The organism is Bradyrhizobium sp. JR3.5 (genome assembly GCF_054057015.1).
In genome coordinates this window covers 1,484,424-1,505,682 of the sequence record NZ_JBSRYV010000001.1, presented here as the reverse complement: position 1 = coordinate 1,505,682, position 21,259 = coordinate 1,484,424, and the positions used below count along the sequence as shown (strand labels likewise).

Sequence of the window (21,259 nt, the reverse complement as noted above, 5' to 3'; positions counted from 1 at the left end):
CAGAGCGTTAGTGATGGTGATGATCATCAGACGGGCTGACGATGACCGTGCCGGCCGTCGGATCGAGGAACAGCTTGTTCTCCTGATCGTCGCGGTCGTGATCATGGCCATGATCGAAGTCGAACATGTCCGTGATCGATTCGACGCTGTCGTCGAACGCGCCGCCGCCGAGACGCTGGCCGTGCAGCCAGTTGTCTTCGATGAAGCGCACGACGGACGCCTGCGAGATGCGCGTGTGGCTGACGAAGTTCTTCTTGGCGTAAGGTGAGATCAGCAGGAACGGGATCCGCGTGCCGGGACCGCAGCGGCCGTTCACCGGCTGACCGTTCAGGCCCTTGGGCTGCGTCTGCTTGCCGATACCACGGCCGCACTGGCCGGGACCGTTGACCTGGTCGGCGGTCGGATCATACGAGGCGCTGATCGGCGCAATGTACTGGTGGTCATACCAGCCGTCGGAGTCGTCATAGGTGATGATGACCGCGGTCTCGCGCCACTCCTTCTGCTTCTGCAGGAAGTTGATCAGCTCGACATTGCCCACCTGCTCGTCGAGCGGATCGGAGTTGCCGGGATGACCGTCCTGATAGGCCGGCATCTTGATGTAGGAGACGGCGGGGAAGTTGCCGGCCTTCACCGAGGCGTAGAAGTCCTCGAGATCGTAGGCGTGATTGGCCGGATCGAGCGTCTTGCTGCCGGGCACATAAGTGTGGCCGATCGCGTCGACCGAGCTCGGCCGCGCATGGGTCGGGTTGGCGGTCGACTTGTAGTACTGGAACCAGGCATGGTGCGGGATGTAGTCGACGATGCTGCCGTTGACGTTGCTCGAGAAGGTGCTGCGGGCGCAATTGGTGGTGCCGTTGCTGTTCTTGAGCGTCAGGTCGAAGCCGCCCATGAAGCTGCCCCAGCTGATGTGCTCGGCATTGAGGAGGTCGCCGATGTTCTTGCTGGTCATCAGGACCTGGCTGGTCGTGCTCGAGCAGGAGTCGTAGGCAGGGTCGGTATCACCGATCAACGTCAGGCCGCCCTGGCCGTCGGCGATCGACGATGACGTGCCGACGATGTTCTGCGCACCGTTGGTCTGGCCCGCAACCACCTCGAGTGCGCCGGGCGTCGACGGACCGAAGGTGTCGGTCCAGCTATTGTCGCTCATCGCGAAGTTCTGTGCGTAGTTCCAGAACGCGGTGACCGTGTTGCCGTCGAAATAACCCATCACCTGCCCGTTGGTGCCGAAGGCACCGACGCCGCCGGCGGTGCCGCGACCGGTGAATTTCGGAAACAGGTCTTCCTTGCCGTTGTCGACCGCCTGCTGCTCGGGCGTGTAGGCGTGATTCTGCGAGCGCGTGTTGGCCTGCGTGCGGTCGAGGCGGAACGGATTGGTCGCGCCCGTGCCGTTGGCCGGATTGGTGTTCGGGTTGTTGGTCAACAAATTGGCGTTGGCGAGGTTATTGACCTTCGGCGTATGCGGCTTCGCAACGAACGGAATCGAGCCGGTCGGATTGGCCGCATTCGGGTAGGTTGCGAAATAATGATCGAACGAGCGATTCTCGTTGAAGATGATGACGAGATGCTTGATCGGCGTTGCGGTGTGGATGTCGTTCGGATGACGATGATCGTGATCTCTATCATCGTCGTGAGCCGCGGCGCTGCACACAACTGCAGCAGCAGCGACCAGACAGACTCCGACCGTTGAAAGGAATTTCGCCTTCACTTCTTGCCCCATTTTTTAAGGATTTATGACGTCGACATGCGGCACATTAGCCAGCGCGCGTAACAGCTCTGTGTCGGTTTTGCGATTGACGTGTCATCGCGACGTGATCGTCACGCGTTCGATCTCACGCGGCGGTTGCGGCGCGCGCGAACGGATATTGCATCGATGTCATCGAATCGATCGCGAACTCAATGACGCCGGCACGCGCGTCGTGATGTGACCTACATCCGCGCGTACCACGTGTTCATGCACGCACGGTCCGAGACGATTCCTGTAGTCGCACAATTCAACGTGACGTATCTGGCCGAGCCAACTCGTCCTTCATCCCCGTGATCGAAGCACTCACCGCTCTCGGATCGCGCTGCTGCCAGCGGCCGCTTTCGACCTGCGCCAGGAACTCGCCGACGATCCGGTTGTATTCGTCGGGCTCCTCGATGTTGATGGCGTGGCCGCAGTTCGGCATGACGGCGAGCGCGGCCGACGGAATGCTCTGCTTCATCAGAATGCCCGGCAGCAGGCACGGCCAGTCCTCGTCACCGGTGATGATCAGCGTCGGCACCGTGATGCGCTTCATTTCGTCGACCAGCGTGTAGAGCGAGGGTCGCTCCTTCTGCACACCCTGCTGAGTGTTGGCCGATCCCACCGCCGAGTGCTCGGCCAGCATGGTCTTGAACTCGGCGTGGCCGCGCGGGTCCTTGTTCTCGTATTGCACGCGCGTCGGCCCGTAGGCGTAGCGCTCGGCGAAGGCCGGCATGCCGTCGTTGCGGATCATGCCCGCGATCACGTCGGCCTCGGCGCGAAACGTCTCGCGCTTGTCGAGCTCGGCGCCATAGCCGCAGCCGCCGATGCACAGCGACAGCGCCCGCGCCGGATGACGCAATCCGAAATGCAAGGTCGCAAAGCCACCCATCGAGAGGCCGATGATATGCGCCCTCGGCGCGCCGATGTGATCGAGCACGGCAAGAATATCGTCGGCTGCGCGTGCCTGCGAATAGGACGCGACCTGCTCGGGCACATCAGACGGCGGAAAGCCGCGCGCATTATAGGCAATGGTCCGGAAACGCTTGCCGAAATGCCGCATCTGCGGCTCGTAGCTGCGCAGGTCGCCGGCGAATTCATGGACCAGGATCACCGGATGGCCGGATCCGGTCTCCTCGAAATAGAGCCGCACGCCGTCGTCGGTTGTCGCGTAGGGCATGGTGGTCTCCTGCCTTCTTGCTTTGGGTGTTAGGAAATGGTTGCCCCCGCCTGGGGTTTGGCGCGCGGCAAATATGTGCCGTGCTCCTTGCTGCCGACCAGGGTGCCGTCGTCGACGACCACCTTGCCGCGCACCATGGTCAACACCGGCCAGCCGGTGACCTCGAGCCCTTCATAGGGCGTGTAGTCGGAGCCGTCATGGATCAGCTCGTGGCGGATCGTCACCTTGCGCTTGGGGTCCCACAGCGCGATGTCGGCATCGGAGCCGACCGCGATCGTGCCCTTGCGCGGATAGAGGCCGTAGATCTTGGCGTGATTGGTGGCGCTGAAGGCGACGAAGCTGTTGAGGTCGATGCGCCCCTTCACCACGCCCTCGGAGAACAGGATCGGCAGCCGCGTCGCCACCCCCGGGATGCCGTTCGGCACCCAGCGGAAGCTGGTACGCCCCTTGGGCGCGAGCTTTCCTTGCGGGTCGTCGTAGCGGAACGGACAATGGTCCGACGAGAACACCGAGAACACTTTCTGCTGCAAGCCTTCCCAGCACGCCTGCTGGCTGGCGACATCGCGCGGTGGCGGCGAGCAGACGTACTTTGCGCCTTCCATGTTGAGCTGGTCGAGATCCTTCTCGGTCAGGACAAGGTATTGCGGACAGGTTTCGCCCATCACCCGCAAGCCCCGCTGCTGCGCGCGCCGGATCTCGTCCATCGCCTCGCGGTTCGACACATGCACGATCATGATCGGCACGTCGACCAGCTCGGACAGCGAAATCGCGCGATGGGTGGCCTCGCGCTCGACCGGGATCGGCCGCGAGGTGGCGTGGAAGCGCGGCGCAATGTTGCCGGCGCGTTCCAGCCGGTCGGTCAGGAAGCGGATGGCGTCGAAGTTTTCCGCATGCACCATCAGCATCGCGCCGGTCTCGCGCGCGACCGACATGGTCTCGAGCAGCTCGCGATCCGACAGCGCCAGCCCCTCATAGGTCATGAAGACCTTGAGCGAGGTATAGCCGTCCTCGACCAGCGCCGGCAGCTCCTGGCCCAGCACGTGCTCGGTCGGATCGGTGACGATCAGATGGAAGGCGACGTCGACATGGCATTCGCCGTCCGCCAGCGAATGGTAGTGCTTGAGCGCCTCGCGCAGCGTCTGGCCCTTCTCCTGCAGGCAGAACGGCAGCACGGTGGTGTTGCCGCCGAACGCCGCCGAGCGGGTGCCGCTGGCAAAACCGTCCGCCATCACGATGCCGTCGCCCGACGGCTGGGCGAAGTGGACGTGGCTGTCGATGCCGCCCGGCAGCACGAGCCGGTCGGTGGCGTCGATGATCGTGGCCGCATCGCCGAGATCGCGGCCGAGCGCCGTGATCTTGCCGTCACGGATTCCGACATCGCAGGCAAAGGTGTCGGCAGCGGTGACGACGGTGCCGCCGCGGGATGATGGTGTCGAAGGACATCAGTCTGTCCCCTCTTTCGGTGAGCGATGTTCGATGATTGCAGCAAGCGGCTCCGCCAGTCCGAGCGTTGGTTTCGGATCAGGCCGCCGGAAGGTGCCGGCGACCGCCTTGCGCGGCTTGAGCACGGCAAGCGTCTCCGCCTGGCGCACAGCGGCCGCGACCGGATCGACCACGGGCACCGGAATACGGTCGCGGACCCTTGCGGCAAGGCCTGCGAGCGGCGCGCCCGACAGAATGACAACGTCGGCGCCGTCCTGTTCGACCGCCTGGTTGGCGAGCGCGACCAGCAGCTCTTCCTTCTCGGCCTGTACGCCGGAGATCGACTGGAAGCCACCGTCGAGCGTGCGGATGCCGGCGCAGCGTGAACTCAGCCCGTGCATGGCGACGCATTCCTCGTACCAGGGCGCCAGCGCGCCGGCGAAGGTCACAATGGAAAACCGCCGGCCGAGCATGCAGGCGGTGAGCATCGCAGCCTCGGCCCAATCCCACCACCGGAAACGCGAACAGCTCGCGCGCGCCGAACAGTCCGGGATCGCCGAACGCGGCGATGATGGCGGCATTGATGCCGCCGCCGGCCTCGGCCAGCATCTCCAGCGCGATCGCGCCGCCGATCTGGGCCTCGGCGCGGGTCGCGATATAAGGCACGCCGCGCGCGGCGGTCGCGGGCACGAGCTCGGTGCCGGCTGAAGCCACCTTGCTGCCGGCGGCATGGAGCAGATCCGTGACCGCCACTGTCGTGTTGGGATTGAGCAGCAGGATCTTCATGGCGCAACGTTCCTCGTCTTGCGGCCGCGCGGCTTTGCGGGAGTGTCCGGTACCGCGGCGTCATCCGCCTCGTCGTTCAGTGCCTTGCCATCCAGCGTCTCGGCGACGATCTCGCCGGTGCGGCGCACATGGTGGGCCAGCATCTGCCCGGCCCGCGCCGCATCGCGGCGCCTGAGCGCGGCCAGGATATCCTGGTGCTCGCGCACCGATTCATCCCAGCGCCCGAGCACCGAGAGCGCGAAGAAACGCGCCCGTTCGGCCCGCGCCAGCAGCGCCTCATGCGTCGCCTTCAGCACCGCGTTGCGGGCGAAGCCGACGATCGCCGAATGGATCTGCTGGTTCACTAGAAAATAGTCGCGCAGCTCGCCGCGGCCGTGGTGCCACTCGATCTTGTCCTGCAACGCGTCGAGCCGTTCGAAGTCGGCGTCCTCCATGCGCAGCGCGGCGAGTTCGGCGGCGCAGCGCTCGATGCCGCTGACCGCCTCGAACAATTCGGCCAGCTCGGCGCGGCGGAACGGCGCCACCACGGCGCTGTGGTTGAGCCGCAGCTCGACCAGGCCTTCGTTCGCCAATTGCTTCAGCGCTTCGCGCAACGGAGTCCGCGAAATGCCGAGCGCGTCGGAGAGGTCCGCCTCCCCCAGCGATTGCCCCGGCGCCAGCTCGCCGCGCACAATCATGGTGCGCAGCCGCGCCGCCGCCTGCTCGTGCAGTCCGACCCGCGGCACGCGCAGCCGGCGCCGCTGCAGCGCCGTCATCGCACGCTTGGATTCCTTGCTCCGTCTGCTCGTCTTGGCTTCAGTCTTGGCTTCAGTCTTGGCTTCGGTCACCGCACGCCTTTATCGTCATGATCGGGGATCGCGGTCGCTGCGCGCAGATCGGGGTTCGTGAACAGGCTGCCCCAGCCGTGCACGCGCGACGGATCGCAGCCCACAGCTGTGAGACACGCCCACAGCGTCACCGCGATCGAATCCAGCACCGGCACGCCAAAACCGCGCTCCAGCCGCTCGGCGGCGCCGGCGCCGCGCATGTTGGTGCAGAGCACGACGGCGACATCGCAGCCCTCGCGCACCACTTCCTCGATCAGGCCTGCGACCTCGACCTCGCTGACCTCGGCAAAGGAGAAATTGTCCTGCAGCGACAGATGCCGCTCGGCAAAACAATGCAGCCCGGCCGAATTCCAGTTGGCGATGATCTTGTCCTGCACATCCCTGCGATACGGCGTCACCAACCCGATGCGTTGGGCGCCGATCCGCCGCAGCAGGTCGCGATAGGCCAGCACCGTGGTGCAGGCCTTGATCCCGGTCGCCGCCGTGATCTGCTCGCACAGGCTCTCGTCGCGATCGAAGCCGAGCCAGCTTGCCGAGGTGCCGTTCCAGGCGATGACGTCGACCTTGGCATGGGCGAGCAATTCTGCCGCGCGCAGAATCTCGCTGGCGTCGAACTGGCGCAGCGCCTGCTCCGACAGCGCGATCTCCGTCACCTTGAAGCGCGAGAAATGCGCTGAGACGTCGTCGACGCCGGCCAGCATCGCGCAGGTGATCGGCTCGAGGGCGGTATTCGACGACGGCGTCAGCATGCCGAGCCGGACGGGAGGTGTCATTCGCTTGCCTCATCAACCGGCCGAACCCTTGGCAGGATTCGGCCGTCCTCGTTTCAGACCGGGAGCTTGCGGCTGTAATCGATCAGGGTCGAGCAGATCAACAGCGCAATGCCCGCGGCGGCAAAATACATCAGCGCGAGGAAGTAGGAGCCGGTGGCCTGCACGATGAAGCCGACGATCAGGGGCGTCGTGATGCCGGCGATGTTGCCGCCGAGATTCATGCAGCCGCCGAGGAAGCCGGACTTGCCGCGGCCCGCCAGCGCCGACGGGATCGCCCAGTACATGCCGCACCATCGCAGGAAGAACAGCGTCGTCGACAGCAGCACCACGACCACGACCGCGTTGGTGACATAGGCGACGAGGAAGATCGACACGGTCGCCATGATCGCCGCGATGCCGAACAGGGTGCGGAACACCGTGTTGGGCGCCCCGCCCCGCGCGCGCCAGCCATCGCCGATCCAGCCGCCGACCAGTTCGCCGACGAAGCCCGCGAAGAAGATGATGAAGGATGCGCCGCCGAGCGCCTTGATATCGAAGCCGTGCACCTTGAACAGGTAGGTCGGCATCCAGGTCAACAGCCCATAAAACGTGGTGTTGAAGAACATCCAGCCGAGGCACATGCACCAGACCGAGCGGAAGCGGAAATAGGCCATCCCGCTTGCGCCGGACGACGGCGGCGTCGCTGCATCCTCGATCGCATGCGCCTCCTCGAGATAGCGCGCCTCCGCCTCATTGACTGACGGATGCTCGCGCGGCGCGTTACGGATGTAGTACCAGGCCCACAGCCCGCACAGCATGGTGCCGATGCCCGCGACAACGAAGGCGACGCGCCAGGAGCTGAAGGCCGCCATCAGCCACGCGATCACGATCGAGCCGAGCGCAGCACCGAGCGGCGCGCCGCCGTCCAGCAAGGTGGCGCCGCGGCCGCGCTCGGTCTGCGTCATCCAGATCGCGTTGAGCTTGCCGCCGGCCGGATAGATCGGCGCTTCCGATGCGCCGAGCCCGAGCCGGGTCAGCAGCAGCAGCATCCAGCTGGTGGACAGCGCCGCCAGCGCCTGGAAGAAGCCCCAGAACAGCGTTGCAAGGGCGATCACGATCCTCGGCTTGAAGCGATCGGCGAGCATGCCGCCCGGCACCTGCATCAGCGCGTAGGTCCAGAAGAACGAACTCAGGATCAGGCCCTGCATCGCCGGATCGATGTCGAACTCCTTGGCGATCACAGGCATCGCGACCGACAGCGAGGCGCGATCGATATAGTTGATCGAGATCAGGAACAGCATCAGCAGGAAGATCTTCCAGCGCACGCCGGAAGGCTTCGCCGTATCTGCCATTGCGATGGTGGACACCTGATCGCTCATTGCTCGCTCCTCTGCCGGCAGATTGTTTTTGCCCCGCGCGACCTTCGTCATCGAAGGTCATCGGCCCTCTCCTGCCCCGCGCAAGTCTGCTTCAAGCCGCGCGAGGCGACAAGCACATTTTGTATTCTGCATGCAACTTCATATATCATATTGATCTTACATAATATTATCTCTATTACGCTTTGTTGTTAGTCAGCCCGTGATGAGGAATTGGGCGTCAGTTCGCCGGCGCGGCCAGGCGGTTTCAGCGAATTGGCGCAATGTTTGGGCTCGAGCGTTCGCGCGCGGCTGCGTTCCGCTGGCTGCAAAAAGGCGTAGCCCGCATGAGCGAAGCGACATGCGGGAACCACGGCAACCCGGACATCGCTTCGCTCATCCGGGCTACAAGATGCCCTGACGGCGGCGTCCCGGGCAGATGCCCAGAACGCATGTGAATGAACTAGCGGCGGATGAAGGCTGCCACCACCGCGCTGGAGGTCGCGCAGATCGCGACGACGAGGAACACCAGCGACGTCTGGTTATGCTTGTCCATGAAGTGGCCGATGATGGGCTCGCCGAGACCTGCGAACAGATAGGCAAAGGAGTTCATCACCCCGGTCGCGGTCCCTGCCCGCTTGTGGCCGACCAGGTCCGGGCACAGCGCCCAGAACGAGGATTGCGGGCCGTAGGTAAAGAAGCCGCACAGGAACAGCACCGTCATGCCGAGATATATCTCGGTGGTCGGGATCGCATACATGCACAGCGCGGTGACCGCGGCGAGCACCATATAGAGCACGATGGCGAGGTAGCGCCGCGAGCCGAACACCTTGTCCGAGACCCAACCGTTACTGAAGGCGCCGACAGCCATGCCGACCGGCAGCGCGATGCTGATCCAGCGCGGATCGATTACCGAGGTGGCGCCGGCCTTGGCCCAGTTGCTGCCGAGGAAGTGCACGGGCACCCAGACCAAAAGGCCGTAGCGCGCCGCGTTCTGGAAGCCGATCGAGACGCCGGCGACCAAAAGGCGCCAGTTCGACAGCACCGCCTTGTAGCGCGCGAGCGAGCCCTCATTGGCGTCGACCGCGGCTTCGGTTGCGGTGACGTCGTCGGCCTCGTCATGCGGCGAGGCAAAGCCCATGTCCTCGGGCTTCTCGCGCGCGATCAAATAGAACGCGATGCCGCCGAGCAGCAGCAACACCACCGGGATGCGGAAGATCCAGCGCCAGTCGAGCTGGAAATAGCCGACCACCACCAGCGACGTGACGAACGACAGCACCGAGGCGAGACCGGCCGCGAACGTGTAAAGCCCATAGACCGTGCCGCGCTCGTGGCGACCCCACCAATTCGACAGCAGGCGGCTGCCCGGCGCCCAGCCCATCGACTGGAAGTAACCGTTGATGCCCCAGAACGCGGTGAGGCTGACGATGCCGGTCGAGAGGCTGGTGGCCCAGTTCATGATGAAGGAGAGGATCGCGCCCGCGCTCATCACGCGGCGGCCGCCGAACTTGTCGCCGAGATTGCCGTTGATGGCCTGCCCGACCGCGTAGCACCACAGCAGCGCCGCGCTGGCCCAGCCCAGCGCCTCCTTGGTGACGCCGAACTCGGCCTGGATGCCGGGAATGGCGAAGCCGAAGGTTTGCCGTCCGGTGTAGAAGAACAGATAGCAGAACATCGCCGCGAACAGCATCCGCCACTGCGCGCGGCGGAACGATGTCGCAAGCTCCGGATTCTGGACTCCGACCGAGCCGACGCTCGCCGGACTGAACGTGATCGACATTGCAGCCTCCCCTGATGATTGTTTTGTTGTTCACCCTCGGGCCGCCGCGCTGTTGTTGTTGCGCGCGTGCGGCCTCCCTTCGGATCGACGCGCGTCCCTACACCGGCCAGGGCAGCGAATAGGTCTTGACGTTGGTGAAGCTCTTGATCGCCTCCTGCACGCCTTCCTTGTAGCCAAGGCCGGAGTCCTTGATCCCGCCGAATGGCGACATCTCGATCCGGTAGCCCGGCACTTCCCAAACGTTGACGGTGCCGACATCGAGCTCATTGACGAACCGCGTGATGTAGTCGAGCCGGTTGGTGCAGACGCCCGACGACAGGCCGAATGCCGTCGCGTTCGAGATCCGGATCACACTCTCGATATCGTTGGGCACGCGGATGATCGGGATCACCGGACCGAAGGTCTCCTGCATCACCAGCTCGCTGGTGTAGGGAATCCGGTCGACCACGGTCGGCGGATACAGCGCGCCTTTGCGGTCGTTGCCGTGCAGGAGCTCGGCGCCGTCGGTGACCGCAGCGTTGACGCGGCGCTCGAATTCCCTGGCCGCGCCCTCATGGATCACGGTGCCGACGTCGACCGTCGGGTCCATCGGATCGCCGCACTTCAGGGTGCGCGCCTTCTTCAGCACGAGATCGGCGAAATCGTCGGCGACCGCCTCGACGCAGAGGATGCGCTTCACGGCCGTGCAGCGCTGGCCGGAATTCTTGGTCGCGCCGGTGACCGCAAGCTCGGCCGCCTTCTCCAGGTCGGCGTCCTCCATCACGATCAAGGGATCGTTGCCGCCGAGCTCGAGCACCAGACGCTTGTAGCCGGCTTTGTCGGCGATGTGCTTGCCGACCCTGACCGAGCCGGTGAAGGTCACGAGATCGACGTCGGGATCGGTGATCATCGCATCGCCCATCGAATGCGGATTGCCCGTCACCACCGACAGCATCTCGGGCGGCAGCCCGGCTTCGTAGAGCACGTCGGCGAGCGCGAGCGCGGTCAGCGGTGTCAGCTCGGTCGGCTTCAACACCACGCGGTTGTTGGTGGCGATCGCCGGCGCGATCTTGTGGCTCACCATGTTGAGCGGATGGTTGAACGGCGTGATCGCCGAGATCGCGCCGAGCAATGGCGTCCGCGTCGTGAAGATCTTGCGCGCCTTGCCTTGCGGGCTGATGTCGCAGGAGAACGTCTCGCCGTCGTCCTTGATCGCAAGCTGCCCAGCAAAGGAGTAGACGTCGTAGGCGCGGCCGGCCTCGTAGAGCGAGTCCTTCCAGCACAGCCCGGACTCCGCGGTGATCAGCCGCGCGAATTCCTCCTTGCGGCCCGCCAGGATCTCGGCGGTGCGCAGCAGGATGCGCTGGCGCTCGTAGCGCGTCAGCTTCGGCTTGAACGCCGTCGCCTTGGCAAAGGCGTTGCGCACATGCTCGGGGCGCGCCGCCGGCACCGTGCCCACCACCTTGTTGGTGTAGGGATTGAAAACCTCGACATGCTCGTCGGTGTCGACGAGGCTGCCTGCGATGCGCATCTGCTCGTGGCGAACTGCCGGGCTCTGGATGTTCATGGTGGTGTCCTTAAGGTCCGGATGTCACTGGATGCGGTTGAGCGCGACGTCGAAGACGTCGAAATTGCGCAAGGCATGACCGGCCGGCAGTGCGATCTTGCGGTTGGCGATCAGCGGCACCCGCTGCTCGGTCAGTCCGCCATGCGAGCGCAGCGGCTCGGTCAGGCCGGACAGATCGTGGCGAGACTCGCTGGTGCCAAGCACCTTGTGCCTGGTCGAGATCACGACGATGTCGCCGATCCGGTCGGGCGGCAGCTCGAACCGGGCGCAGGCGTCGTTGCGCGGCAGCGCCACCTCGATACCCTTGATGTCGCGTAGCCGCATCAGCAGCGTGTCGACGTCGGCGCCCTCGGGCGTGTAGATCGTCGCGAACGAGCCGAGCGAGCCGTGATGGGCGACATAGGGATCGGTGATCGGCAGGATCACGCGCGCGGCGCCTGTACCCGTCCAGTCGTCCATGACGTCCTGGAGGTAGATCACGTCGGGCCTGCCGTCGGGCAAGAACTTGTCGTTCATGCCGTGGTCGGCGGTCGCCACGACGTTGCAGCCGAGCGCATCGAGCCTGGCAAGATAGCCGTCGATCATCGCGTAAAAGTCGTTGGCGATTTTGGTGCCGAGCCCGACCTTGTGCTGGATGTAGTCGGTGGTCGACAGATACATCAGGTCCGGACGATGCCGCTCGACCAGCTTGACGCCGGCCGCGAACACGAAGCGCGACAGATCCGCCGAATAGACCTCGGGCAGCGGCAGGCCGACGAAGTCGAGCACATTGTCGATGCCGTTGGCGGCCCTGGTGGCCTGGTCGGCTTTCTCCGACGAGAAGGCGATGGCACGGCCGCTCGCATAGTCGAGCCCATAGGCCAGCAAGGTGCGCAGCTTGTCCTTGGCGGTGACGGCGGCGACCTTGTAGCCGGCGTCATGCACGCCGGCCAGGATGGTCGGCGCGCGCAGGAATTTCGGATCGTTCATCATGACTTCGGCGTCGTTTGCCGTGTCGTAGAAATAATTGCCGGCGATGCCGTGCACCGCGGGCGGCCGTCCGGTGATGATCGAGAGGTTGTTCGGATTGGTGAAGCTCGGGATCACGCTCGCGGCATGCACATGCGCGCCCTCCTTCATGAAGCGCGCGAAGGTCGGCGCGACGCCGGCCTCGATCGCCTGCTCGATATAGCCGGGCTCTGAGCCGTCGAGGCAGATCACGACCGTTGGCCGCGTCGGCGCGTCGTAACGGCGTCCGTTGACGGTGATGGTTTTGCGATTGTCTTGCACTGTATCTCTCCGTGTCGCTATGCCGTCGTCACGCGCTTGCCGCGCTCGGCATCCGCAGCGTCTGCGATGCCTCGATCAGCCGTTCCTTGGATCCCAGGAAGTTGCGGCCGCGCTCGCCCTGCAGCGAGTCTGCGATCAGCGCGTGCCATTCGGCGCGCTCGATCCTGTAGGCCGCCGGGTTGCAGGAGATGCCGAGCCGCGCCATGAAGTCCTCGAGATCGTCGGCGGCGCGCGCCAGGTCGGCGCCGAAGATCTGCTTGAGGCTGTCCTCGCAGAGCCCGCCCGCCCCCTTGACGCTGCGCAGCACCATCGGCAGCGAGAACGAGCAGGCAATGCCGTGCTGCACGCCGTGCCGCAGCGTGATCGGATAGGACAGCGAATGCGCGATCGCGGTCTTGGTGTTGGAGAACGCCAGCCCTGCGAACAGCGCCGCCTGCGCCATCCGGCTGCGCAGCTCGAGATTGCAAAGGTCATTGGCGAGCTTCGGCAGCACGTCGAGAACGCCGCGCGCCGCCGCCACCGCATGGTTGGCCGACACCGGGTTGTTGTTGACGTTCCAGATGCTCTCGAGAGCATGCGACAGCGCGTCGAGGCCGGTGCTGATGGTCAGAAGCTGCGGCTTGCCGAGCATCAGGCGCGGATCGATCACCGCATGGGTCGGATAGAGCGACGGCCGCGCCAGCGAATATTTCTTGCCGTTGGCCTCGTCCCACACCGTGCCCCAGCACGTCACCTCGCTGCCGGTGCCCGCGGTGGTCGGCACCGCGATGATCGGGATGGCTGAAAGGCGATCTGCGCCCTGCTGCGTCTCCAGATAGGTTTTGACGATCGCGAAGTCACCGCCGGCAGCCGCGAACACCTTTGCGGAATCGATCACGGAGCCGCCCCCAAGCGCGACGATCACCTCGGGCTGCCTGGTGAGCCCGGCAAAGCGCGCGGTCTGCTCGGTGAGCAAGCGGTAGTCCGGATTGGGCGCGACATCGCGGATGGTTAGAACCGAAGCCCCCGCCGCAGCGCGCAGCCGCCGCTCGAGCTCGGCGAAGACCGGCTCGCCATAGGTCACGAGCGCATAGGCGCGCTTGCCGATCAACGCCTGCAGCTTGTCGAAGCTGTCGGCTCCGAATTCGACTCTTACCGGGTTGGAATAACTCCAGTCCATCCGCGCGTCCTCCGTTTGGCGCGAAGGTACGGCGCCGGCTGCTATTGACAAATTCATTCTTCGGATGCGTTCTATTGATTATGTCAATAGTGTTCAGCCAGCTGCGTGCCTTCCATGCGGTCGCCGCTCATGGCGGCTTCACCGCGGCCTCGCGCGTGCTCAATGTCGGGCAGCCGACGCTCACGATCCAGGTCAAGGAGCTGGAGGAGACCTACGGCGTCGAGCTTCTGATCCGCAAGCCGCGGCACACCGAGCTCACCGAAGCCGGCGCCGCGCTGTTCGAGATCACCCGCGGCATCATGACGTTCTGCGACGAGGCGCACGAACTCTTGGCCGCGCATGGCAAGGCAACCAAGGGGCATCTACGGGTTGCGACCGTCGGGCCGTTTCATGCCACCGAGATCATCGCCGCGTTCAAGCGCGATCACCCTGAGGTGCAGATCTCGACCCTGCTCGGCAACTCCGAACGCACTCTTCGTCACATCGTCAATTTCGAGGCCGACGTCGCGATCCTGGCGGAGGTGCCGGGAAGATCCGCGCGTCACCATGATCCCCTATCGCACGCACCGCGTGATCGTGTTCGTCAACCGGGATCATCCCTGGTTCAAGCGGAAGTCGGTCAGGCTGCGCGAGCTTGCCGACCAGCCCATCGTGCTGCGCGAGCGCGGTTCGACCACCCGGCGCGCCTTCGAGGCGACGATGCAGGCCGAGGGCATCAGGATCGAACCGGTGTTCGAGATCGAGAGCCGCGAAGGTGTGTGGAAGGCGGTCGAGCGCGGGCTCGGCATCAGCGTCGTCGCCGACTTCGAATTCGTGCCGCATCCGAACCTGCGCGCGCTCGAGATCAGCGACCGCACCATCAAGACCCAGTACAGCATCGCCCATCACAGCGGTCGTGGCCACTCCCCGATCATCAAGGCGTTCATCGATACTGTTCGGCGAATGAAAGGTCGCGACGCTACTGCGAAGGGCTCTTCGGTTCGGCCTTGAGTGCGAACAGCGCAAGGAGCGCAGCGAGACTGAGAGCCGACGTGACCGCGAATGTATAGCCGCCGAGCGGTGAGATCAGAAATCCGAATACCAGCGGCGCGATCGCTTGGGACAGTCGCGACGGCGCGCCGAGCAGCCCCAAGCGGTAGCCGTAATCCTTTGGACCGAATATCGCCAGCGGCAGCGTGCCACGCGCGATCGTCAGGATGCCGTTTCCGGCGCCGTGCAGCAGCGCGAAAATCCCGGCAAAGCCACCGCCAAACAGGCCGATGACGCAGGCGCCCAAGGGGTGCGTGATGCAGGCCAATCGCGCCGACCATAGCGGATGGAAGCGCTTGAGCAGGCTCGCTTCGACAATCCGTGCCGCCACCTGCGCCGGGCCGATCAATGCGCCCGCCGCGATCGCCTGTGTCTGCGTCGCGCCCAACGCCTCCAGAATTCGCGGCAAATGCACCGCCATCGCGGACGTGACGCTCCAGGCGGCCGCGAAGGCAAAGGCGAGCAGCACCATCGCGCGGTCGATCGGAATATGCGGCTTTGGCGTGTCGGCTGCGATCCGATGCTCGCTCTTCAGTCTGGGCATCACGAACGCGTTGAGCGGCAGGCAGATCAGAATGTGCGCCGCCGCCCAGCCGAAGCAGGTCCAGCGCCAGCCGATGGTTGCGAGGCCCCACGCGGTGAGCGGCCAGCCGATCGTGCTGGCAAACCCCGCGATCAAGGTGATGCCGGTGATGGAGCGGCGCGCGGAGTTGCCATAGATGCGCCCGAGCGCCGCAAAGGCCGCATCATACAGGCCAAGGCCCATGCCGACACCGAGCAACAGCCAGCTTGCGGCCATCAGAACGGTGCCCTGCGAAAGCCCGAGCAGGATCAGGCCGGACGCCAGAATCAGGTTGGACGCGCAAAGCACTTCGCGCCCGCCCATGCGGTCGATCTGGCGGCCGACGCGCGGACCGAGCAGTCCTGATATCACGAGCGCCATCGAGAACGCGGCGAACAGCCAGTTCGTGGATATGCCGAGGTCCCGCGCAATCGGGTCCGCGAGAATGGCCGGCAGATAATAGCTCGACGCCCAGGCCAGGGTTTGCGTGGTGCCGAGCGCGACGATCAGGAGGTTATCTGCACGGCGGCTCATTCAGCGCGCGCACCCGGCGTCCTCGGCGAAATCACTTCGCCGTCTTCCTTGACGAACCGGCCGATGTCGGCAACGGCGAGGAGATCAAGGACGGCCTCGGACGGCCGGCACAGCTTCACGCCTTTCGGCGAGACGACGATGGGCCGATTGATCAGGATCGGATGCGCCATCATGAAATCGATCAATTCGTCGTCGCTCCATTTTGGATTGGCGAGATCGAGCGCGGCATAGGGCGTGCCCTTCTCGCGGAGCAGCGCGCGCGGTGTCATGCCCATGGCAGCGATCAGCGCGATCAGCTTGTCGCGCGAGGGAGGCGTCTTGAGATATTCGACGATCTCCGGCTCCTCCCCGCTTTGGCGGATCATGGCCAGGGTGTTGCGCGACGTTCCGCAATCGGGATTTGTGGTAGATCGTGATTGTCATCGGATTGCTTCCTTGGTGGGTTCGGCGCCCCGCAGCAGCCAGGTCATGAATGCCAGCGCGACCATGGCACCCAGAACCTCGGCGACGATGAATCCCGGCAGATCCTGCGCGCGGATGCCGGAAAACGTGTCGGTGAACGATCGCGCGATGGCAACGGCCGGATTGGCGAAAGACGTGGATGCGGTGAACCAGTACGCGGCCGTGATGTAAAGCCCGACCAGCCATGGAATTGCGGCCTCACGAAACCGGAGGCCACCGATGATCGTTGCGATCAGTCCGAACGCGGCAACGAATTCGGCAAACCATTGCGGAAATCCCGTCCTTGCCTTGGCCGAGAACTCCAGGAGCGGCAGGCCGAACATGGCGTGCGCGACCATTGCGCCGAGGATTCCCCCGAGCACCTGCGCCGCGACGTACTGCGCGGCATGCGGTGGACGGAGTTCGCCCTTGAGCATGAACACCAGCGTGACCGCCGGATTGAAGTGCGCGCCTGATATTGGTCCAAGGATCGTGATCAGCACCACCAGGATGGCGCCGGTCGGAAGCGTGTTGCCGAGCAGCGCCAACGCCACGTCCTTGGTCAAGGTCTCGGCCATGATTCCGGAGCCAACGACGGTGGCGACCAGCAGCAAGGTACCGAGGCCCTCGGCCACCAGGCGCCGCGGCAGGTCGAAGCCGCGCATCAGGCTCGCGCCTTCTTCTTGGCGGTGGACGGCCCGCACCGGGCATCGGCGAGCGCCGGCGCGCAGATTTCCGGGTGGCCCGCGCAGCAATCCTTCATCAGGAAGGCAATGAGGTCGCTCAAGCCGGTGAAATCCGCCGAGTAGATGATTGAACGCGCCTCGCGACGCGGCACGATCATGCCGGCATGCTCGAGGTCCTTCAGATGAAACGACACGTTGGATGGCGATACTTCGACCGCCTCGGCAATCGCCCCTGCAGCCATGCCATCCGGGCCGGCCTGGACCAGCAACCGCACAATCCGCAGCCGCGTTTCCTGCGACAGCGCGGCGAAGGCGGTTCGGGCTTGACGCTCCTCCATCTTTTGATAATCCTACAATTCAAGAATCATTGAAATGAGGATAGCAGCCATGGATACGCTTGCCAATACCCGATCGACCGTCGGCGCCCTGCTGCCGGTGGAAGAGCTCTCGTCCGCAACGCTGCTTTCCAGCCTCGAGGCACACAAGGAGAAGCCGCTGATCTTCAGTTACGACGGCCGGGATGTCCGCCCCAGCTACCACGTGACCGAGGTCAAGACCGGCTCATTCAGAGGGCTCGATTGCGGCGCGAACCCCGAGAGCTGGAGCGAGACCTTCATTCAGCTCTGGGACATCGAAGAGGAAAACCGGGGCCACATGCCGGCCGGCAAGTTCCTTGCGATCATCCGCAAGGTCGACGAGGCGGTCGGCTTCGATCCGCAGGCCAAGCTGACCTTTGAGGTCAGCGACGGCGTACGGCCGATGCAAATCTATCGCGCGGAACGCATGGATGCCGGCGACGCCGCGATCCGCGTCTATCTCTCGGCACGTCCATCGAGCTGCAAGCCGCGCGACCGATGGCTGCAGGAGCAGCAATCCTGTTGCGCGCCGAAAGCCACGCAACCGTGCTGCGGCTGATCGTCAGACGACCAGCCGGCCTGACGTTCCGGTCGCAAGCTATCCGTGCTCGTCGAAGCGAGCCAATGCTCCCTCGATGAGCTCGATCTCCTCGGCGAGGGTCTCGTTCACGACCGATGGCCTGAAACCTGGGACGCTGTGGGTTCGAACATCGTCCAGCAGGTGTTGGCGGTGGTCTCTGAGCTGTTCCAGCGCTTGACGGTTCTTCAGTGACACGTAACCGGCAATGATCTGCTCGATGGCCTTCATGGGAAATCCACGCTTCAAAATAAGAACGTACTGCAATGCTTCGATTAAAGCGGCCAAACCGCCTTGCTGGCAAGCCCCATGACGCGGTGCCGGGAGCGAAGGCCCCGTTGCCGTCTCCCCGCACGACACCGGTGTTGTGGCCGGCATGCGCGATCAATTGGCCGACAATGAACGCCGCGCGCTGCGTATCAGTTCACGCCGCCGTCGGCTCGCTCGACAGCGCGGCGAACACCGTCTCCGGCGAATGAGCGATCACGGCGAGCAGCGCGCGGGCGGGTCCCCGCGGGGCGCGCTTGCCCTGCTCCCAGTTGCGGATGGTCTCCACCGGTACGCCGAGCTTGGCGGCGAATTCGAGCTGGGTGAGCTGGGCCCGGCGGCGCAGATCGCGCACGGCCGGTTGCGAGGCCGAAGGCTGCATCGCCGCCTCGGCCGGATGTGCGGGCGCGAGCGGGATTTCCTGCCCGTCGCGCAATTCGACGATCCGTCCGTCCGCCTTGAGCCGCAAGCGCTGCATGATGGCCCCCGTGATGGCCCCTCTGGAGATAGGAGCATCATCCGCCAACCCCGTTAAGGCGCGATTAACGATAAACGCGCCCGCCGGCGCCAAACTACTTCAAGCCGAACCACAGCGTGGCGATGCCGAGAAACGAGAAGAAGCCGACCACATCGGTGACGGTCGTGACGAAGGTGCCGGAGGCAACCGCGGGATCGGCGCGCACCCGTTCCAGCACCATCGGAATCAGGATGCCGCCGAGCGCGCCGGCAACCAGGTTGCAGATGATGGCGAGCCCGATCACGATGCCGAGGCCGGGGATCCTGAACCAGGCCACCGCGGCGATGCCGGTGATGACGGCAAAGGCGAGGCCGTTGACGAGCCCGACCATGGTCTCGCGCAGCACCACGCGCGTCGCGTTGAATGCACCGAGCTCGCGGGTGGCGAGCGCGCGCACCGCGACCGTCATGGTCTGGGTCGCGGCATTGCCGCCCTGGCTCGCCACGATCGGCGCCAGCACCGCGAGCGCCACCATCTTCTCGAGCTGCCCCTCGAACAGGCCGAGCACCGAGGAGGCCAGGAACGCGGTGGCGAGATTGACCAGCAGCCAGTTGAAGCGGCCGCGGGCGATGGTCCAGACCGTGTCGGACAGCTCTTCGGGATGGGTAACGCCGCCCAGCGCCTTGAGGTCCTCGTCGGCCTCCTCCTCGATCACGTCGACGACGTCGTCGATGGTGATCACGCCGACCAGCCGCTCGGTGGTGTCGACCACGGGAGCCGCGACCAGATTGTACTTGCCGAACATCCGCGCGACCTCTTCCTGGTCTTCCAGCGCGGAGACCCGGCGACGGTCCTCCTCGATCAGGTCCTTGACCGGAACCGGGCGGCGCGTGCGCAGCAGCACGTCGAGCGGCACCGCACCGAGCAGATGCTTGTCGGCGTCGACCACATAGATCTCGTAGAAGCGGTCCGGCAGATCGGGCGTGTCGCGCATGTAATCGATCGCCTGCCCGACCTTCCAGTCCGGCGGCACCGCGATGAATTCGGTCTGCATCCGCCGGCCGGCGGAATTCTCCGGATACAGCAGGCTGCGCTCGATGTCCTCGCGTTCGGCCGCCCGGCAGCTTCTCCAGGATCTCTTCCTGGTCCTCCTCGTCGAGGCTTTCCAGCAGCTCGACGGCGTCGTCGGATTCGAGCTCGCGGACGCCCTCGGCAACGGTCTCCGGCTCGAGTTCCTCGAGGATCTCCTCGCGGACCGTCTCGTCGACCTCGTTGAGCGCCGAGAAGTCGAAGTCCGTACCCGTGATCTCGACCAGGGTGACGCGGTCGTCCGGCTCCAGCGCCTCGATCAGGTCGCCGAGATCGGCCTCGTGCAGTTCCGCCACCACCTCGCACAGCAGGGGCCGGTCGGCGGCGCGAATGGCCCGGGTGATCTCCGCGACGAATTCGGGGCGGAGCTGGCCCTCCTCGTCCCGCATCGGCATCCGGGCGAGCGGATTGGCCTCGGCGGGTTCGACAACGTCGATATTCTCGGCCATGCCGTGATTCGCCGGTTTGACAGGAGGGGAAAAACTGCTCTGATGAGTGCGGAACGGATTACCTAATCGACGGTGCCGAGTGCAATGAAAAATATTGCAATGAGAAACATGTCGAGCGGCCCACGGTCAATCGTCACCGTCCTCGCGACGCTGCTCGCGCTCGCGCCTGTTGCGCTGATCCCGACCGCGCCGCTTGCGCTGATCGGCTCGGCACAGGCTGCCGAATGCCCGCGCAAGGACGCGCTCGGCACCTCGCGCGTGCTCGAGGTCGATCCTGCGACCTATCCGCGCGTCGGGCTGAAGAGCTTTCCGCAGACCCTGCCGCTCCGGGATGGCGAGGTCGTGCTGACCTTCGACGACGGGCCGACACCTGGCGTCACCGACAAGGTGCTGACGGCACTTGCAACCGAATGCGTGCAGGCCACCTTCTTCATGGTCGGCCGCAATGCGGCCGATCATCCCGACATGGTCCGCAAGATCGCGCGCCTCGGGCACACCATCGGCTACCACACGTGGGACCATCCACATTCCAACAAACTCTCGACGGATCAGGCCGAAGCGAACATCAATCGGGGGATCGAAGCGGTCCAGACGGCTTTGCGCGGCACCGCGAGCACGGTCCCGAGCACGCCGTTCTTCCGGTTCCCCTATTTCGAGTCGACCCCCGCCCTGCTCGAGCGCCTGGAAAAGCGCGGTATCGCGGTGTTCGGCGCCGATTTCTGGGCCAGCGACTGGAACAAGATGACCCCCGAGGAGGAACTCAAGCTGCTCACCGGGCGGCTGGAGGGCCATCGCAAGGGAATTATCCTGCTGCATGACCCGCAAATGCGAACAGCCGAGATGCTGCCGGCCTTCCTAAGGTACCTGCAGGAGCATAATTATCACGTCGTCCACATCGTCCCGGCGGCGTTGAAAACCGTGTCTGACCGGACACATTGAACCCGGGACCCAAGGTGGATTACAGACCGTTAAGGCGGCATTCATGGGGCCCCACCTAAGGATTCGACAGTGCG

The 21,259-nt window shown here is 64.8% G+C and carries 17 protein-coding genes and 5 pseudogenes; 4 read left to right on the top strand and 18 right to left on the bottom strand.

What is annotated here, in order from left to right; all coding sequences use genetic code 11:
* Window positions 1-7: 7 nt before the first annotated feature.
* The 11 genes and pseudogenes from ACVWW1_RS07560 to psrA all read right to left on the bottom strand — a co-directional run bounded on the left by ACVWW1_RS07560 (window position 8) and on the right by psrA (window position 13,799).
* Window positions 8-1,705, bottom strand: a complete 1,698-nt coding sequence (locus tag ACVWW1_RS07560) for a phospholipase C (protein ID WP_456655380.1) — start codon at window positions 1,703-1,705, stop codon at window positions 8-10.
* Between the two features lie 286 nt (window positions 1,706-1,991).
* Window positions 1,992-2,903 (bottom strand): alpha/beta fold hydrolase, encoded by a 912-nt coding sequence (locus ACVWW1_RS07555; RefSeq protein ID WP_456655379.1) that lies wholly within the window; start codon window positions 2,901-2,903, stop codon window positions 1,992-1,994.
* 29 nt (window positions 2,904-2,932) lie between these two features.
* A pseudogene (gene hydA / locus ACVWW1_RS07550) lies at window positions 2,933-4,346 on the bottom strand (dihydropyrimidinase).
* Window positions 4,346-5,111 (bottom strand): annotated as a pseudogene (locus ACVWW1_RS07545) (aspartate/glutamate racemase family protein). The pseudogenes hydA and ACVWW1_RS07545 overlap by 1 nt, the downstream one beginning before the upstream one ends.
* A complete protein-coding gene (locus ACVWW1_RS07540) occupies window positions 5,108-5,866 on the bottom strand; it encodes a GntR family transcriptional regulator (RefSeq protein ID WP_456655378.1) in 759 nt (252 codons plus the stop codon). Before ACVWW1_RS07540 ends, ACVWW1_RS07545 begins: the two are co-directional and overlap by 4 nt.
* Before the next feature lie 68 nt (window positions 5,867-5,934).
* Window positions 5,935-6,711: a maleate cis-trans isomerase family protein gene (locus ACVWW1_RS07535; protein WP_456655377.1), complete on the bottom strand. Its 777-nt coding sequence runs from the start codon at window positions 6,709-6,711 to the stop codon at window positions 5,935-5,937.
* A 53-nt stretch (window positions 6,712-6,764) separates the two neighbouring features.
* Complete coding sequence (locus ACVWW1_RS07530; RefSeq protein ID WP_342728600.1) at window positions 6,765-8,069, bottom strand: MFS transporter; 1,305 nt, start codon at window positions 8,067-8,069, stop codon at window positions 6,765-6,767.
* A gap of 439 nt (window positions 8,070-8,508) precedes the next feature.
* Entirely contained in the window at window positions 8,509-9,825 is a 1,317-nt protein-coding gene (locus tag ACVWW1_RS07525; protein ID WP_456655376.1) for an MFS transporter, read from the bottom strand.
* 97 nt (window positions 9,826-9,922) lie between these two features.
* Window positions 9,923-11,371: a phosphonoacetaldehyde dehydrogenase gene (gene phnY, locus ACVWW1_RS07520; RefSeq protein ID WP_456655375.1), complete on the bottom strand. Its 1,449-nt coding sequence runs from the start codon at window positions 11,369-11,371 to the stop codon at window positions 9,923-9,925.
* A 24-nt stretch (window positions 11,372-11,395) separates the two neighbouring features.
* Window positions 11,396-12,640, bottom strand: coding sequence for a phosphonoacetate hydrolase (gene phnA, locus ACVWW1_RS07515; protein ID WP_207830102.1), 1,245 nt, complete (start codon window positions 12,638-12,640; stop codon window positions 11,396-11,398).
* A 28-nt stretch (window positions 12,641-12,668) separates the two neighbouring features.
* A complete protein-coding gene (psrA, locus tag ACVWW1_RS07510; RefSeq protein WP_456655374.1) occupies window positions 12,669-13,799 on the bottom strand; it encodes an iron-containing alcohol dehydrogenase PsrA in 1,131 nt (376 codons plus the stop codon).
* An 80-nt stretch (window positions 13,800-13,879) separates the two neighbouring features.
* Here psrA and ACVWW1_RS07505 point away from each other — a divergent pair.
* Both ACVWW1_RS07505 and ACVWW1_RS07500 read left to right on the top strand, forming a co-directional pair.
* Window positions 13,880-14,341 (top strand): annotated as a pseudogene (locus ACVWW1_RS07505) (LysR family transcriptional regulator); the annotation flags it as partial.
* Window positions 14,342-14,345: 4 nt separating this feature from the next.
* A complete protein-coding gene (locus ACVWW1_RS07500) occupies window positions 14,346-14,789 on the top strand; it encodes a LysR substrate-binding domain-containing protein (RefSeq protein WP_456655373.1) in 444 nt (147 codons plus the stop codon).
* Here ACVWW1_RS07500 and ACVWW1_RS07495 read toward each other — a convergent pair.
* From ACVWW1_RS07495 to ACVWW1_RS07480, 4 genes and pseudogenes are all read right to left on the bottom strand, one after another.
* Window positions 14,758-15,924, bottom strand: coding sequence for an MFS transporter (locus tag ACVWW1_RS07495; protein ID WP_456655372.1), 1,167 nt, complete (start codon window positions 15,922-15,924; stop codon window positions 14,758-14,760). The two genes, ACVWW1_RS07500 and ACVWW1_RS07495, sit on opposite strands and share 32 nt — an antisense overlap.
* Window positions 15,921-16,347, bottom strand: a pseudogene (gene arsC, locus ACVWW1_RS07490) (arsenate reductase (glutaredoxin)). Before arsC ends, ACVWW1_RS07495 begins: the two are co-directional and overlap by 4 nt.
* The gene (locus ACVWW1_RS07485; protein ID WP_456655371.1) at window positions 16,344-17,030 is read right to left on the bottom strand and encodes an aquaporin; all 687 of its coding nucleotides are present in this window, start codon (window positions 17,028-17,030) and stop codon (window positions 16,344-16,346) included. The pseudogene arsC and the gene ACVWW1_RS07485 overlap by 4 nt, the downstream one beginning before the upstream one ends.
* Window positions 17,030-17,389 (bottom strand): ArsR/SmtB family transcription factor, encoded by a 360-nt coding sequence (locus tag ACVWW1_RS07480; RefSeq protein ID WP_176530759.1) that lies wholly within the window; start codon window positions 17,387-17,389, stop codon window positions 17,030-17,032. Before ACVWW1_RS07480 ends, ACVWW1_RS07485 begins: the two co-directional genes overlap by 1 nt.
* Before the next feature lie 49 nt (window positions 17,390-17,438).
* On the opposite strand from ACVWW1_RS07480, the gene ACVWW1_RS07475 reads away from it, so the two are divergent.
* Window positions 17,439-17,966: a DUF6428 family protein gene (locus ACVWW1_RS07475; protein WP_176530757.1), complete on the top strand. Its 528-nt coding sequence runs from the start codon at window positions 17,439-17,441 to the stop codon at window positions 17,964-17,966.
* A gap of 39 nt (window positions 17,967-18,005) precedes the next feature.
* Here ACVWW1_RS07475 and ACVWW1_RS07470 read toward each other — a convergent pair whose 3' ends face one another.
* The 3 genes and pseudogenes from ACVWW1_RS07470 to mgtE form a co-directional block, all read right to left on the bottom strand.
* Window positions 18,006-18,215 (bottom strand): hypothetical protein, encoded by a 210-nt coding sequence (locus tag ACVWW1_RS07470; protein ID WP_176530756.1) that lies wholly within the window; start codon window positions 18,213-18,215, stop codon window positions 18,006-18,008.
* 193 nt (window positions 18,216-18,408) lie between these two features.
* Window positions 18,409-18,729: a helix-turn-helix domain-containing protein gene (locus ACVWW1_RS07465; RefSeq protein ID WP_173642426.1), complete on the bottom strand. Its 321-nt coding sequence runs from the start codon at window positions 18,727-18,729 to the stop codon at window positions 18,409-18,411.
* 94 nt (window positions 18,730-18,823) lie between these two features.
* Window positions 18,824-20,246 (bottom strand): annotated as a pseudogene (gene mgtE, locus ACVWW1_RS07460) (magnesium transporter).
* Between the two features lie 99 nt (window positions 20,247-20,345).
* Between mgtE and ACVWW1_RS07455 the strand changes: the two are divergent.
* Window positions 20,346-21,185 (top strand): polysaccharide deacetylase family protein, encoded by an 840-nt coding sequence (locus ACVWW1_RS07455; protein WP_456655370.1) that lies wholly within the window; start codon window positions 20,346-20,348, stop codon window positions 21,183-21,185.
* Window positions 21,186-21,259: the final 74 nt, after the last annotated feature.